This window comes from Gilliamella sp. B2838, from assembly GCF_026536185.1.
In the GTDB taxonomy this organism is placed as follows: Bacteria; Pseudomonadota; Gammaproteobacteria; order Enterobacterales; family Orbaceae; genus Gilliamella.
On the sequence record NZ_JAFNOO010000001.1, the window covers coordinates 106,752 to 122,580 of the forward strand.

Annotated in this window: 13 protein-coding genes, 1 pseudogene and 1 riboswitch; of the genes and pseudogenes, 9 read left to right on the top strand and 5 right to left on the bottom strand. The window is 36.3% G+C overall.

Annotated elements, in window-relative coordinates:
* Nucleotides 1-118: 118 nt before the first annotated feature.
* Nucleotides 119-2,689 (bottom strand): ATP-dependent chaperone ClpB, encoded by a 2,571-nt coding sequence (gene clpB, locus J3U63_RS00515; protein ID WP_267370177.1) that lies wholly within the window; start codon nucleotides 2,687-2,689, stop codon nucleotides 119-121.
* 761 nt (nucleotides 2,690-3,450) lie between these two features.
* A riboswitch (PreQ1 riboswitch) is annotated at nucleotides 3,451-3,496 on the top strand.
* 2 nt (nucleotides 3,497-3,498) lie between these two features.
* On the opposite strand from clpB, the gene queD reads away from it, so the two are divergent.
* Nucleotides 3,499-3,927 carry a 6-carboxytetrahydropterin synthase QueD gene (queD, locus tag J3U63_RS00520; RefSeq protein ID WP_267333068.1) on the top strand — a complete coding sequence of 143 codons (429 nt, stop codon included), beginning with the start codon at nucleotides 3,499-3,501 and terminating at the stop codon, nucleotides 3,925-3,927.
* Nucleotides 3,924-4,538: a 7-carboxy-7-deazaguanine synthase QueE gene (locus J3U63_RS00525; RefSeq protein WP_267370178.1), complete on the top strand. Its 615-nt coding sequence runs from the start codon at nucleotides 3,924-3,926 to the stop codon at nucleotides 4,536-4,538. The genes queD and J3U63_RS00525 overlap by 4 nt, the downstream gene beginning before the upstream one ends.
* A gap of 465 nt (nucleotides 4,539-5,003) precedes the next feature.
* Here the strand turns inward: J3U63_RS00525 and pgeF are convergent, their stop codons facing one another.
* Together pgeF and rluD are read right to left on the bottom strand one after the other, a co-directional pair.
* Nucleotides 5,004-5,774: a peptidoglycan editing factor PgeF gene (gene pgeF / locus J3U63_RS00530; RefSeq protein WP_416379558.1), complete on the bottom strand. Its 771-nt coding sequence runs from the start codon at nucleotides 5,772-5,774 to the stop codon at nucleotides 5,004-5,006.
* A gap of 13 nt (nucleotides 5,775-5,787) precedes the next feature.
* Entirely contained in the window at nucleotides 5,788-6,762 is a 975-nt protein-coding gene (gene rluD / locus J3U63_RS00535) for a 23S rRNA pseudouridine(1911/1915/1917) synthase RluD (RefSeq protein ID WP_267347947.1), read from the bottom strand.
* A gap of 93 nt (nucleotides 6,763-6,855) precedes the next feature.
* Here rluD and bamD point away from each other — a divergent pair.
* The 6 genes and pseudogenes from bamD to infA form a co-directional block, all read left to right on the top strand.
* Nucleotides 6,856-7,578, top strand: a pseudogene (gene bamD, locus J3U63_RS00540) (outer membrane protein assembly factor BamD); the annotation flags it as partial.
* A 282-nt stretch (nucleotides 7,579-7,860) separates the two neighbouring features.
* Complete coding sequence (gene leuS / locus J3U63_RS00545) at nucleotides 7,861-10,443, top strand: leucine--tRNA ligase (RefSeq protein ID WP_267333072.1); 2,583 nt, start codon at nucleotides 7,861-7,863, stop codon at nucleotides 10,441-10,443.
* A 34-nt stretch (nucleotides 10,444-10,477) separates the two neighbouring features.
* Nucleotides 10,478-10,972: an LPS assembly lipoprotein LptE gene (gene lptE / locus J3U63_RS00550; protein ID WP_267370179.1), complete on the top strand. Its 495-nt coding sequence runs from the start codon at nucleotides 10,478-10,480 to the stop codon at nucleotides 10,970-10,972.
* Nucleotides 10,973-10,981: 9 nt separating this feature from the next.
* Nucleotides 10,982-11,986, top strand: coding sequence for a DNA polymerase III subunit delta (gene holA / locus J3U63_RS00555; RefSeq protein ID WP_267333074.1), 1,005 nt, complete (start codon nucleotides 10,982-10,984; stop codon nucleotides 11,984-11,986).
* On the top strand, nucleotides 11,980-12,636 hold the full coding sequence (gene nadD / locus J3U63_RS00560) for a nicotinate-nucleotide adenylyltransferase (protein WP_267347951.1): 657 nt from the start codon (nucleotides 11,980-11,982) through the stop codon (nucleotides 12,634-12,636). The genes holA and nadD overlap by 7 nt, the downstream gene beginning before the upstream one ends.
* Before the next feature lie 232 nt (nucleotides 12,637-12,868).
* Nucleotides 12,869-13,087, top strand: coding sequence for a translation initiation factor IF-1 (gene infA / locus J3U63_RS00565; RefSeq protein ID WP_025315083.1), 219 nt, complete (start codon nucleotides 12,869-12,871; stop codon nucleotides 13,085-13,087).
* Between the two features lie 122 nt (nucleotides 13,088-13,209).
* Here infA and J3U63_RS00570 read toward each other — a convergent pair whose 3' ends face one another.
* Both J3U63_RS00570 and J3U63_RS00575 read right to left on the bottom strand, forming a co-directional pair.
* The gene (locus J3U63_RS00570; protein ID WP_267333256.1) at nucleotides 13,210-14,658 is read right to left on the bottom strand and encodes an amino acid permease; all 1,449 of its coding nucleotides are present in this window, start codon (nucleotides 14,656-14,658) and stop codon (nucleotides 13,210-13,212) included.
* Nucleotides 14,659-14,870: 212 nt separating this feature from the next.
* Complete coding sequence (locus J3U63_RS00575; RefSeq protein WP_267343853.1) at nucleotides 14,871-15,149, bottom strand: YkgJ family cysteine cluster protein; 279 nt, start codon at nucleotides 15,147-15,149, stop codon at nucleotides 14,871-14,873.
* 104 nt (nucleotides 15,150-15,253) lie between these two features.
* Here J3U63_RS00575 and yeiP point away from each other — a divergent pair, with 104 nt between their 5' ends.
* Nucleotides 15,254-15,826, top strand: a complete 573-nt coding sequence (gene yeiP / locus J3U63_RS00580; protein ID WP_065634563.1) for an elongation factor P-like protein YeiP — start codon at nucleotides 15,254-15,256, stop codon at nucleotides 15,824-15,826.
* Nucleotides 15,827-15,829 lie beyond the last annotated feature (3 nt).

Genomic DNA, 15,829 nt, shown 5'->3' on the forward strand with positions numbered 1-15,829 from the left:
CTCTTTAATTCAATAATTTTCAATAATAATGATTAATTGATAAATAAAAAAGCCTGAAAATAATCTCAGGCTTTTTATATGCTCACATTGTATTATTTTCAACAATAATCAAAATTGATTATTGTTTAGCTTCAATGTTATCACCCACTAAATCCAAATGAATGGTTTTACCTGGCACAAGTTTACCAGATAGGATTTGTTGTGCTAATGGGTTTTCAATCTCTTGTTGAATTGCACGTTTTAATGGTCTTGCACCATAAATTGGGTCAAAACCAACTTTAGCAAGTTGCTCTAACGCTGCATCAGAGATATCCAATTGATAACCGCGTTCATCCAAACGTTTTTCCACATTAGCCAATTGAATTCTAGCTATCGCTTTGATATTTTCTTGACCAAGTGGATGGAATACCACTGTTTCATCAATACGATTGATAAATTCTGGTCTAAAGTGTTTTGTTACAACAGTCATTACTAATGCTTTCATTTCGTCATAACTTAATTCAACATGACCTTGTATCAAATCTGAACCTAAGTTAGATGTCATAATAATCACTGTGTTTCGGAAATCAACAGTGCGTCCTTGCCCATCGGTTAAGCGTCCATCATCTAATACTTGTAATAAAATATTAAAGACATCCGGATGCGCTTTTTCGACTTCATCCAATAAAATGACAGAATAAGGACGACGTCTTACCGCTTCGGTCAAATAACCGCCCTCTTCATATCCTACATATCCCGGAGGTGCGCCAATTAAACGTGCCACAGAGTGTTTTTCCATAAACTCGGACATATCAATTCTGACCATGGCATCTTCACTATCAAACATAAAGTTAGCTAATGATTTACAAAGCTCAGTTTTACCTACCCCAGTTGGTCCTAAGAATAAAAAAGATCCAATTGGTTTATTCGGGTCAGAAAGTCCTGCTCGGCTACGACGAATTGCATTCGCTACCGCAACAACGGCTTCGTCTTGACCAATCACGCGTTTATGTAGTGCATCTTCCATATGCAGTAATTTATCTTTCTCACTTTCAAGCATCCTTGAAACAGGAATACCCGTTGATTTAGAAAGCACTTCAGCAATTTCATTATCGGTAACTTTATTACGCAATAACTTCATGGTTTTGCCTTCTAGCTGTGTTGCCGATGCCAATTTCTTTTCCAGTTCAGGGATCTTGCCGTATTGTAACTCAGACATTTTATTAAGATCACCAGCTCGGCGCGCTTGTTCTATTTCAGTACGTGCTTTTTCCAACTCAGCTTTGATTGTCTGAGTACCCGAAACAGCAGCCTTCTCTGACTTCCACTCTTCTTCAAGTGACGCATACTCTTTTTCTTTCTCAGCAAGTTCATCGTTTAGCATCTCAAGTCGTTTTTTACTTGCATCATCAGACTCTTTCTTAAGCGCCTGTTGCTCAAGTTTAAGCTGAATAATACGGCGTTCAAGTCGATCTAATGATTCCGGTTTTGAATCCATTTGCATACGAATACTTGATGCAGCTTCATCAATTAAATCGATCGCTTTATCTGGAAGCATACGATCGGAAATATAACGATGTGATAATGTAGCTGCTGCCACAATTGCTGGATCTGTAATTTGTACATGGTGATGCAATTCATAACGTTCTTTCAAACCACGCAATATAGCAATAGTATCTTCAACAGTTGGTTCAGCCACGTAGACTTTTTGGAATCGACGCTCTAAAGCGGGATCTTTTTCAATATATTGACGATACTCATCTAAGGTAGTCGCACCAACGCAATGTAATTCACCGCGGGCTAATGCTGGTTTTAACATATTACCTGCATCCATTGCACCATCGCTTTTACCTGCACCAACCATGGTATGAATTTCATCAATGAATAAAATGATGCGCCCTTCTTCTTTGGCTAAATCTTTTAAAACGGCTTTTAAACGTTCTTCAAATTCACCACGGTATTTCGCACCCGCAATTAATGCGCCCATATCTAAAGATAACACACGTTTATTACGTAAACCTTCAGGTACTTCACGGTTTACAATGCGCTGTGCAAGTCCTTCGACAATAGCGGTTTTACCCACGCCAGGTTCACCGATTAACACCGGGTTATTTTTAGTACGACGCTGTAATACTTGAATTGTACGACGGATTTCTTCATCGCGCCCAATTACAGGATCGAGTTTGCCTTGTTCAGCACGCTCGGTTAAATCGATAGTATATTTTTTCAACGCGCCGCGTTGATCTTCTGCACTGGCATCGTTCACGTTATCACTTCCTCTTATTTGACTGACGGCCTGATTTAATCTCTCTTTTGTAACACCGGATTTTTTAAGAATATCACCTAAACTGCCTTTTTCTTCTAAAGCAGCTAATATAAACAGTTCTGACGAAATATAACTATCGCCATTTTTTTGCGCTAATTTGTCACAAAGATTTAATACACGAACAAACTCTTGTGAAGGCAATACTTCACCACCCACACCTTGTACTTGTGGCAATCGATCAATTGCTTGGGTTAATTCTTGTTGCAAAGCAGCAACATTCGCTCCCGCTGCTGCCAATAATGGTTTGACACTGCTACCTTCCTGATTAAGCATTGCTGATAACACATGTACCGGCTCTATATATTGATTATCTTTACCTAATGCTAATGATTGTGCATCAGCTAAAGCTTGTTGAAACTTGTTAGTGAGTTTATCTAACCTCATATTATTCTCTCCTGAGCAATAAATTTGGTATAAATGCATAAAACATTTAAACCATTTGCATGATCACTAAATAAGTGTGGAAGAGTAAATTTCAAGAGCTACAAAAAAATTTTTTTATATGATTAAAATCAAAGTAAAAGTTAAAAATCATGAAATTACTTTCGAATAAAAATAACCTCATTCACCGCCAGTTGCGAGCTAAGAAAACACTAAAAAAATTGAGTAATAAACGTTAATATTATTCGTTTAGCTGGCTAGATTTGGTCTTAAAATTTGTTGATTAGCTGTACCATTACAGCCGCATCAATTTTCATGAATTATTACTATCATAAAATAATTCAAAATGTATAGAAAGGAATAATCATCATTAAGCAAAGCGAGATTAAAATCTATGCGACTTGATACATCTTTGCCAATTAACCAAATAGACAAAACACCACAATCGTTCGATACATCAATTATTGATACGACAACATAAAGCTAACCTCAATTCTAAAATAGAATTTTATGTACTGATGTATGAGCGCTTTAATTTTAACCCAAGTATAATTTAGCGCTATTTTTTATAAAGTTTGACGAGATTTGGCAATTAATTTTAAATTGCCCAACAAAATGTTGGGGCATCTATATTGCTAATATTATTTAAGTTACTTACCTAATATAAAAAATATAATCATTACCATGTTTATTCAAAATAATGATTTTAAATGACAAAACACTAGGAATATTTTATATTAGCTTCCCCAATGTTGTTAGATTATCTAACCGTGGTTCGTAACCCATCCCACGAAAAAAAACTAGGATTTAACATGTTTAAAATAGCTAAAGAGTTTCAATTTGATGCTTGTCATATGTTAGATGGGCATAATAAAAAATGTCACAACCTTCATGGCCATACTTATAAATTATTGGTTGAGATTAGTGGTAACCTTATTGCCGATGGTTCAAGTGCTGATATGGTGATGGATTACGCAGATCTAAAGGCAACAGTCACGCAACATATTGTTGATCCACTCGATCACGCTTACCTTTATAATCAAAACAATGAAAATGAGTGTCGCATCGCGGCTTTATTACACGAAATGAATCGAAAAACTTTTGCTTTTCCTTGTCGGACGACAGCCGAAGCAATGAGTAAATTTATTTTTGATTGTTTGTCACAGTACCTACCCGTTTCGATGATTAAATTATGGGAAACACCCACTTCTTATTGTGAATATCATCGGGGCGAAAAATGACAGAGTTTCGCATTGTTGAAATCTTCGAATCTCTACAGGGCGAAGGTTATAATACAGGCATGCCAGCTATTTTTATTCGCTTTGCTGGTTGCAATTTAAATTGCCAGTGGTGTGATACCAATTTCCGTCAATTTACACGATACACGTTAGCGGACATATTAGCTAAAGTAAAAAGTTACCAAAGTAAAAATATTATTATCACTGGTGGCGAACCAACAATGGTAAAAGCATTAGCCGAATTGTTAGCACCACTTAAGCAAGCTAATTATTTTATTGCAATTGAAAGTAATGGTTTAGGTAAAGTCGATTCATTAATCGATTATATTGCCTTAAGCCCGAAGTTCTATTATCAAACACGCTATCAAAAAATTGTTCAATCCACCGCAGATGAAGTGCGAATTGTGGCAGAAAACCACCCTGAATTTTTACCTTTTTGCCGCTATATTGAAAAACATATCAAAGCCAAACGTTACTATCTATCACCTTGTGAAAACAATGGTGAATTTAACATGTTTGAAACCATTGAATTACTCGGCAAAATAAATCAACAGCGTAGCGAAAATAAATGGTTACTTAGTATTCAAACCCATAAATTTGCGAATATCGAATGATGAATAAATTATTTTTTTAAATTATTTAACTCAATGAAATAAATGTAGTATTGCTTGAATTTTCAGTATTGATTAAAAACTTTGTTACAAAAGATTTCGATAGCATCGAATGCATTTTGCACGCAACGACTAACGACTGAGTCAGCAAGTTTTCTATTAAAACTTTGTCGATTTTTTTATCCAATGTGTGATTTGCCCTGGCTGTATGTGCTAAAACGGTTGCTGCTAATGAGCACACCTAAACGTCATCCTATAAGGCAAATAATTTACGCTCATCGCCAATCTTGTTTAAAAAAAGCTAAAAGCAATTGGGCTTTCGGTAATCATAAAAACATCTTCAGATTTGAAATTCTGTTGTAATTGTTATCGTGTTTTTGGCTGAGGATTATCAAATTTCATCTATCTAGTTAATACCTTATTATTATAATTTTTCAGAATGTTGCCGCTTTTGAAAAACTGGGATGGTTATGGATTTTCAAACCAAATCATCGATGCCATTCTACCGGTTCTGTTTTCACGACGATAAGAGAAGAATAAATCCTGTTCAGTAAAAGTGCAGAAATTACCACCAAAAATCTTATTTATTCCCATGGCAGTTAATCTTTGTCTTGCGATTAAATAGAGGTCAGCAAGGTATTTTTGTTCTGTTTGGTTAATCAATGTAAAAGCCTGTTCAGCTTGAGGATCAATTGCTTCAAATTGTGCTTTCACTTCACCGCCTACTTCGAATTTTTTTGCACTAATAGCCGGTCCCATCCAAGCGAGGATTTGATTTTTAGGACATGAAAACTTTTTAATAGTTTGTTCTAAAATTCCATTGCAAAGTCCACGCCAACCAGCATGAGCCGCTGCAACTTCATCGCCATTAACCGAGCAAAACAGTACTGGCATACAATCAGCTGTCAACACCACGCTTACCTGCTTAGCCTGCCGAGTATACGACGCATCAGCTTCAAATCTATCATTAGCAATCATGCCGATAGCCGGTTGCAATTCCACTTCAGTAATATCTAATGCAACTGTACTATGCGTTTGATTTAACCAATAAGGTTCACTGGGAATCTGTTCTGCTTTGATTAATCGCCGACAATTTTCCGCAACATGATCTAAATCATCACCAGTGCGACTGCCCAAATTTAAACTTTCAAAAGGCGCTAGGCTTACCCCACCCTTTCGAGTGGTGGTAAATGCCCGTATGTTTTTCGGGGCTGGCCAATAAGGAGAAATCGATTTAATCATGATGCTCACCTCACCAATCTAATTCATCTTTATGTTGTTGGGTATCGTCTTGAAGCGCTACAATTAACTTTTCCATATCCTCTGGGATAGGTGCATGCCATTCCATCTGCTCCCCAGTAATAGGATGAAATAACCGTAACATAGCAGCATGTAAGGCTTGTCTATCAAAATCGCGTAAAGTTTGTATAAATGATTCGCTTGCACCTTTTGGTGGTCTTGGTCGTCCACCATATAGAGGATCACCAACTAGTGGATGAGCAATATGAGCCATATGCACACGAATTTGGTGTGTGCGTCCCGTCTCGAGTCTTAAACGTAAGCGCGTATGGAGCCGATATTTTTCCATTACCCGATAGTGAGTAACAGCGGGTTTACCCGTTGGAAATACCGCCATGTGTGTTCGTTTTGTTGGATGACGTGTAATCGGCTCATCAATCGTCCCACCTGCGGTAATAATGCCCATGGCAACGGCTTCATATTCCCGCGTAATTTCACGTAATTGCAACGATTCAACTAAATGTGTTTGTGCAATGATTGTTTTGGCAACGACCATTAAACCGGTGGTATCTTTATCTAAGCGATGGACAATACCGGCGCGCGGAACTCGTGCTATTTCTGGATAATGATAGAGTAATGCATTTAATACGGTACCATTAGGATTGCCCGCACCAGGATGGACAACTAAATCACGCGGTTTATTAATAACTAAAATATCATCATCTTCATAAACAATATTCAATTTGATATTTTCAGGTTGATGATATGTTTCTTGCTCAATTTCTGCACTAATGGTAATTTTTTCGCCGCCTAATACTTTTTCTTTAGGCTTATTAACAATAATACCGTTGACTGTCACTTTATTATTCACAATCCACTCTTTTATTCTTGAACGTGAATAATCAGGAAAAAGCTCGGATAACGCTTGATCTAAACGCATTCCGAGTTGTGTTTGTTCTATTTCTGTTGATAATTTTAACTCGAGCATATGTAATTTATCTATTTTAAGCTGATATGTTTTAGAGTATTATATACTATTCATAGACTTTAATGTTTATTTATATTTTGGATTGAGAACTGAATGAAACTACGTTTACACTCTTTGTTAGCAATTGCTTTAAGTGGCATGTTAATTGGCTGCACAACAACAAAGCCTGATGTTGAAAATGTATCAGAATTAGAACTCCACAACAAAGCTCAAACCGAGCTAGAAAGTGGTAACATAAAATCCAGTATCACTATATTAGAGGCAATGGATAAAAATTATCCATTTGGTCCTTATTCACAACAAGTGCAACTTGATTTAATTTATGCTTATTATAAATCTGCTAATTTCCCATTAGTTATCGCGTCGGTTGACCGATTTTTAAAATTAAACCCGACTCATCCTAATATCGATTGGGTTATTTATATGCGTGGTTTAGCCAATATGGCTCAAGACAACAATATGATCCAAGGTTGGTTCAATGTTGATCGTTCAGACCGAGATCCTGACTTTGCTACCGCTGCTTTTAAAGATTTTACTTATCTGGTTTCAAGTTTTCCAACCAGTATTTACGCCGCTGATGCACAAAAACGTTTGGTATTTTTGAAAAATAGACTGTCAAGATACCAACTTAAAATAGCGGAATATTATACTCAGCGCGGTGCTTATGTTGCGGTTATTAATCGTGTTAGCCAAATGATTGCGTTATTTCCGGATACGGATTCAACTAAACAAGGTCTACTGTTAATGCGCGATGCCTATAATGAACTAGGCTTGACTAATGAAACACAAAAAACCGATACGCTTATACAAGCAAATCTTGAAAACATGCCTAAAGAAGAACAGCGCTCATTTTTATCACGCTTAACCAGCGTATTTAATGGTAACTAAAGCCGTAAGAGGCGGGATAATTACCCGCCCATCACTAAGATTATCAGCTAGCAATTACTCTGTTTGTTAAACATTATTAATGAGTTGCCTAAATTATCCCCTTTAATAAATCTATTCATACATTCACATATCGTTTGTAAAACGTGACAATAACCAATACAATTAGCAAATTATTTTTATTAGCAATAATAGATAGGACATTAATTCGTCATGCAAGAACAATATCGCCCCGATGAGATTGAAGCCAAAGTTCAACAACATTGGCAAGAAAATAAAACATTCCATGTTACCGAAGATCCCTCAAAAGAAAAGTATTACTGCTTATCAATGTTACCTTACCCATCAGGGCGGTTACACCTTGGTCATGTTCGAAACTATACTATCGGTGATACTATTTCACGCTATCAACGTTTAAATGGCAAAAATGTTTTACAACCTATTGGTTGGGATGCTTTCGGTTTACCGGCAGAAGGTGCGGCAGTGAAAAATAACACTGCACCGGCTAAATGGACCTATGAAAATATTGCTTACATGAAAAAGCAACTACAGTTATTAGGGTTTGGTTATGATTGGGATCGCGAAGTGACAACCTGCCGTCCTGAATACTACAAATGGGAACAGTGGTTTTTTACTAAACTATTTGAAAAAGGTTTAGTTTATAAAAAAACATCCGCTGTTAACTGGTGTCCGAACGATCAGACCGTCCTTGCTAATGAACAGGTGGTTGAAGGTTGCTGTTGGCGCTGTAATACCCCCGTTGAACGCAAAGAGATCCCACAATGGTTTATTAAAATTACTAATTATGCCGAAGAGTTACTTAACGATTTAGATACATTAGAAAACTGGCCAGAACAAGTTAAAACCATGCAACGTAACTGGATTGGCCGCTCTGAAGGTGTAGAGTTTGATTTTGCGGTTGAAAACTATGCTGATAAGTTACGAGTTTATACTACGCGGCCAGATACATTAATGGGTGTGAGTTTTGTGTCTGTTGCGGCAGAACACCCACTAGCGCAATTAGCAGCCCAAAATAACACCAAAATTGCTGAATTTATTGCTGAATGCAAAAATACTAAAACTGCCGAAGCCGATATGGCGACCATGGAAAAGAAAGGCATGGCGACAGGATTTTTTGCTATTCATCCATTAACAGGCGATAAAGTTCCAGTTTGGATTGCTAATTTTGTTTTAATCGAATATGGAACCGGTGCAGTAATGGCAGTACCTGGCCATGATGAACGCGATTATGAGTTTGCAAGTAAATATAATTTGCCAATTAAACCGGTAATTTTAGATCAAGATGGCAATGCACCGGATCTTTCCGAAAATGCGTATACTCAACATGGTATATTGTTTAATTCGGGTGAGTTTAATGGCCTTGATTTTGAACAAGCGTTTAATGCTATTGCCGATAAACTCATAGCGTTAGGTATTGGTGAACGTAAAGTTAATTACCGCCTACGTGATTGGGGGGTTTCTCGCCAACGTTATTGGGGTGCACCAATTCCAATGGTGACACTTGAAGATGGCACCACAATTCCTACACCAGAAGATCAGCTGCCAGTTATTTTACCAGAAAATGTTGAAATGAACGGTATTACCAGTCCAATTAAAGCCGATCCTAATTGGGCAAAAACCACGGTAAATGGACAACCAGCATTGCGTGAAACGGATACCTTTGATACGTTTATGGAATCATCTTGGTATTATGCTCGTTATACTTGCCCACATTATGACAAAGGCATGTTGGATGAAAAAGCTGCCAATTATTGGTTGCCAGTCGATCAATATGTAGGAGGTATTGAACATGCCATTATGCATTTACTTTATTTTAGATTCTTCCATAAGTTAATGCGTGATTTTGGTCTAGTATCATCAGATGAACCGGCTAAGCGTTTGCTTTGCCAAGGTATGGTGTTAGCTGATGCGTTTTATTATACCAGCCCAACCAATGAACGTATTTGGGTATCGCCAACTGAGGTCACAATCGAACGTGATGAAAAAGGTCGTATTGTGAAAGCGGTAGATAGCAAAGGTAATGAGCTGGTGCATGCCGGTATGACTAAAATGTCTAAATCAAAAAATAACGGTATTGATCCGCAAGAAATGGTCGAAAAATATGGCGCCGATACTGTACGTTTGTTTATGATGTTTGCCTCACCGGCTGAGATGACCCTTGAATGGCAAGAGTCTGGCGTTGAAGGTGCCAATCGCTTTATAAAACGTGTTTGGCGTTTAGTTTATGAACACGCACAAAAAGGCAGTGTGGATAAACTTGACGTTAATGCTTTAAATGCCGATCAAAAAGCATTAAGACGTGAATTACATAAGACAATTGCTAAGGTCAGTGATGATATTGGTCGTCGTCAAACCTTCAATACTGCTATCGCTGCGGTAATGGAGTTTATGAATCGTTTGCAAAAAGCACCACAAGAATCAGCACAAGACCATGCGCTTATGGATGAAGCTTTAAATGCGATTGTTCGTTTACTTTACCCAATGATGCCTCATGCTTGTTTTGTCATGTGGCAAGCTTTAGGTCATAGTGAAACAATTGATAATACAACATGGCCTATAGCTGAAGAGTCAGCCATGGTCGAAGATGAAAAACTGATTGTTGTGCAAATTAATGGTAAAGTACGTGGTAAGTTTACCGTTCCTGCTGATGCTGATCAAGATTTGGTATTGGCGCAAGCAAAACAAGAACCAAATATCCAAAAATACTTAGCGGATGTTACTATTCGTAAAGTTATTTATGTACCAGGTAAATTATTAAATCTTGTTGTTGGTTGATACTGTTAAAATTCAAACATGGGTGGTAATACTTATGAAAAAATATATAGCCTTATTTATGCTAATAGCAGTATCACTGACGGGGTGTGGTTTTCATCTACAAAATGAAACTGAAATACCAGCACGATTTAAAACAATGGCTTATATCAGTTATGATCCTTATGGACAGCTTTCAAGAAATATTAAAGAGTTATTAAAGGATAATAAAGTTACATTAGCTAACAATGATGTATCACACAATTATCCCTCTTTAAATATTATAAGAGAGTCCATTGATCGTAGTACGATATCTATTTACCAAGATGGTAAGGCGGCGGAATATCAATTAGTCTTAAATGTTGACGCTCAAGTTATTGTTGCGAGTGAAAAGGTATACCCAATTAGTGTTCGTATTTTCCGTACATTTTTTGATAACCCAACAGCAGCACTTGCTAAAACAACCGAGCAAGATTTAATTGAAGATGAAATGTATAAACAAGCCGCTAAGCAAATTATTCGTAAATTGAAATCGGTTGATGCTGTTAATTAACTTTTTGACATGATTAAAATCAACGCAGACCAAATTACGACAAAATTAGGATCGCCCTATTATTTACTATTAGGCAACGATCCTTATTTACAATATTATAGCCAATCGCAGCTAAAAATCGCTTTTAAACAAGCTGGCTTTAATGAACAACTGACATTTAACATAGATAATCAAACTGATTGGCAGCCTATCTATGATAGCTGTCATGCAATGAATCTGTTTTCAACCAATACGCTTATTTTTTTAGATTTTGGTGAAAACACAATCAATGCAGCGGCGAGTTCAAAGCTGAATAGTTTAAGTGAAATACTCAATCCTGATATTGCATTAATTATCAGTTTAACCAAAATTACTAAAACTCAAGAAAATGCAGTTTGGTATAAAAAATTATCCGATAACTTAGTCGTCGTTAATTGTACTACGCCTGACACAGCTTTATTACCGCAATGGATTAAAAACCATCTTCAACAAAAGCAAATAGTGGTTGAACCTGAAGCTATCGATCTTCTTTGTTATTATTACGAAGGAAATTTACTGGCATTAACGCAAATTATTGAACAATTAAAGTTACTATATACAAATCAAACAATAACTTATGATCAGGTTGAAAGTAATATTAATGATTCAGCCATATTTACCCCATATCACTGGATTGATGCAATGGTTGCTCACAAAACAAAGCGAGCAACCCACATTTTACAGCAATTAAAAATGAATGATTTTGAACCATTAATATTACTCCGAATTATTCAACGTGAGCTGATTTTGATCATCAATCTAAAAAAAGGCTTATCATCAAAACCGTTAAAACAAATTTTTGATGAATATAAAATTTGGCAAAATAAAAGAGCAATGTATACCAATTATTTAAATCGTAATGATATTAAAGATCTATTTTCAACGCTAGCTCTACTTACTGAAATCGAAATCAGCTTGAAACATGATAATCAACTACGAGTGTGGGATGCGCTATCGGCTTTAACAATGCAATTTATGGGATTAAATAAATGTTAACAGCATTGTTCGGCGGCACTTTTGATCCAATTCATTATGGGCATATTTACCCAGCAATTGCGCTCGCAAAAGAGGTTGGCTTAACGAAAATTAGTTTATTACCCAACCATATTCCCCCGCATAAACCGCAACCTGAGGCAACGATAGCACAGCGCCTAGCTATGTTAAATTTAGCCATAAGCGATATACCGTTATTTTCAATTGATACCAGAGAATTACTACCACAAAATTTAACCCGACCGTCCTACACTATCGAAACACTGCAACAGTGGCGTGACCAACATGGTGATCAGTCTGGTCTAGCCTTTATCATGGGACAAGATTCTTTAATAAATTTACCCACCTGGAAAGATTGGAAAATACTACTTAATTACTGTCATTTACTTATTTGTAGACGTCCAGGTTATACCGAAAAAACGACTGACAATGAACTTCAAGCGTTTATCACTCAACATCAAACAACCAATATTGACGATTTGCATGATTTTCCAGCTGGTTACATCTATTTTGCACATACCCCTTTAGAAAATATATCTGCGACAGAAATCCGAGAAAATATTCATAATCAACAAAGTTGTAAAAATTTATTACCCCCCAAAGTATGGCGTTATATTTGTGAGCAAGGGCTTTATAATGGAAAGAAAAATTAGAAAGGTCTTTACTTCTGTCAGTTTTTTCGGCATTATTTTGCCGCTGTCTTTATATATTATAAATTCAGTGATTTTATAGCTTATACTCAATGTCAATTAATTTATATGCACAAAAGTCGATAACAGCAATTTTAAAAAAGTTTTTAGTTGTCACGTTATCCCCAGATGATATGGGAATAAATGGATGATGATATGAGTATATTTAATTTGTATTTATTAATAAGAGGCCCCAATGGCAAAAGAAGATAACATTGAAATGCAAGGTACCATACTTGATACTCTTCCAAACACGATGTTCCGTGTTGAACTTGAAAATGGTCATGTCGTTACTGCACATATTTCTGGTAAAATGCGCAAAAATTATATTCGTATTTTAACTGGTGATAAAGTTACCGTTGAAATGACACCTTACGATCTATCTAAAGCACGTATCATATTCCGTAGTCGCTAATATCGTTATCATCAGAATTGTTATTTAATCATTATTAAATCTAAAACGGTTTATTCTCTTTTTTAATAAAATTCCGTCGACTTGTGTCGACGGAAAAAAGAGCTTTAATACTATTATGCTAATTAATTTACTTGTGAAAAATCCATTTCTGAATAGTTAACCCATTTGGTCTTTTTCACAATTTTGTAGCCAAAATAGATTACCAAAAATAGTGGTAAACCGACATATGTTGCTATTACGCCATTCCAATCAATAGTATCTTGTAAGAATGCTTCATAATTTTGACCTAGTGTAATAATCAAACATAGGACAAAAGCAAATATTGGACCAAATGGAAAACAGCTTGAACGATAAGGTAACTTATTGATATCTAATCCTTGTGCAATATAACCTTTTCTAAAACGGTAGTGACTAATTGCAATACCAAGCCAAGCTATAAAACCTGTCATGCCAGACATATTAAGCAACCATAAATAAACTTCTTGATCTTTATACATCGAAGTTAAAAAACATAGCATAGCAATAATTGTTGTTGCGATAAGTGCAAATCTAGGTACCCCTGATGATGATAGCCTTGAAAAGATTTTAGGGGCTTTCCCCTCTTTAGCCAATGCATAAAGCATCCGTGTTGAGGCATATAAACCGGAATTACCCGCCGATAATACCGATGTTAAAATAACCGCATTCATAATTGCCGCAGCGGATAATAGTCCTGCATGCTGAAAAACTAAGGTAAATGGGCTGACACTGATGTCGGTTTCTTCATTACGTAATAAATTTGGATCCGTATAAGGAATGATTAAGCTAATGACCAAAATAGCAAAAATATAAAACAGTAAAATTCGCCAAAAAACTTGCTTCATCGCTTTTGGAATATTTTTTTCTGGATCTTTTGACTCTCCAGCAGCTATGCCGATTAGCTCCGTACCTTGGAATGAGAAGCCAACAACCATCGCAACCCCTATCATCGAGGAAAAACCACCAACGAATGGGGCATCACCAATAGTCCAATTTTGCCAACCTGCATTTTCACTCCCCTTTAAAATGCCAACAATCATCAACAAACCAATCACAATAAACACGATAACAGTGACAACTTTAATTAATGAGAACCAAAACTCGGCTTCACCAAATCCTTTTACAGAAATATAGTTTAAACAAAAGATGATGCTTAAAAACAGCAAGCTCCAAAGCCAACTATAACTACCTGCATCAAACCAATAAGAGATAACAAGCTGAGCAGCAACTAAATCTACTGCAACAGTAATTGCCCAGTTATACCAATAATTCCATCCAATTGCGAAACCAAAAGCCTCATCAACATAACGAGCGCCATAAGTAGCAAAGGTCCCTGACACCGGCAAATACGCCGCTAGTTCACCAAGGCTGGTCATTAAAAAGTACACCATAATACCAATGATAGCATACGAAAGTAATGCACCACCGGGACCCGCTTGAGCAACCGTTGCGCCTGAAGCAACAAAAAGCCCTGTACCAATTGAACCGCCAATAGCAATCATGGCTAAATGCCGAGATTTTAAGTCCCGTTTTAATTTATTATTCATAACAATATTCTTCTGTTTAAAAAGATTAAAAAAGACAATAAGAAAAATTCAGTTAATAGTGTAATACCGCAATCCTAACAACAATTAACTAAAGATTAATCTAATTAATATGGTCATTTATCATTAAATAATGAAATGCGATGAAGTTTATCAAAAAAAAAACGACGCGAGATAAATAATTCTAATAATAAAACTCGTTTATTAAATATTAGCAATAGTTAAACGCTAGTTAACTGTTCTAATTGAGTTAAATAATTTAAAGCTTGTACTCGATTGTTGCCACACATCTCAATACAAGGCTTTAACCGACCACAAACTTTTGGTCTAGATGACTGTCCAAATAAGTCACATTGAAAATTAGCATTTAAATGAATGCATGCAACTCCAGCGGGTTTACCATTTGGCATACCAGGAATCATTGACGAAATTGAAGGCGCAATACAACAAGCACCACAGTTTTTTCGACATTGAAATAAGCTATCCGTTGTTTTTTTCATAATTTGACATTAATCGGTAAATTTTGTTGGTGACAATAGCAAGATAGCGCTAAAATAGCGAGCTAATTTTCAACTCTATTTTTAATAATCACGAAGAAGATATTATGGCTAAAGCAAATGAAATAAAACGTGGCGATGCAGTCACTTATAACGGTAAATTATTATTGGTTAAAGATATTGATGTTCAAAGCCCTAGTGCACGTGGCGCTAGTACACTTTATAAAATGCGATTTACTGATGTAAAAACTGGCGGTAAAGTCGAAGAACGTTTTAAAGGTGATGATATTATCGAAACCATTGAATTAATTCGCCGTCCGGTTAGTTTTTCATATATCGATGGTGATGAGTATGTCTTTATGGATAATGAAGATTACACGCCGTTTATCTTCAAAAAAGCGCAAATCGAAGAAGAGCTATTATTTATTCCTGAAGGGGGAATGAACGGTATTCAAGTGCTAATGGCTGATGGCGAGGTAGTTGCATTAGAGTTACCGCAAACGGTTGATTTAGAAATCATTGAAACTTCACCTAGCATCAAAGGTGCGTCTGCCAGTGCACGCACAAAACCGGCAACCTTATCAACTGGCTTAGTTATTCAGGTTCCAGAATACATTGATAACAACGAAAAAGTGAAAATTCATATTGCTGAACGCCGTTATATGAGCCGAGCTGAATAATCT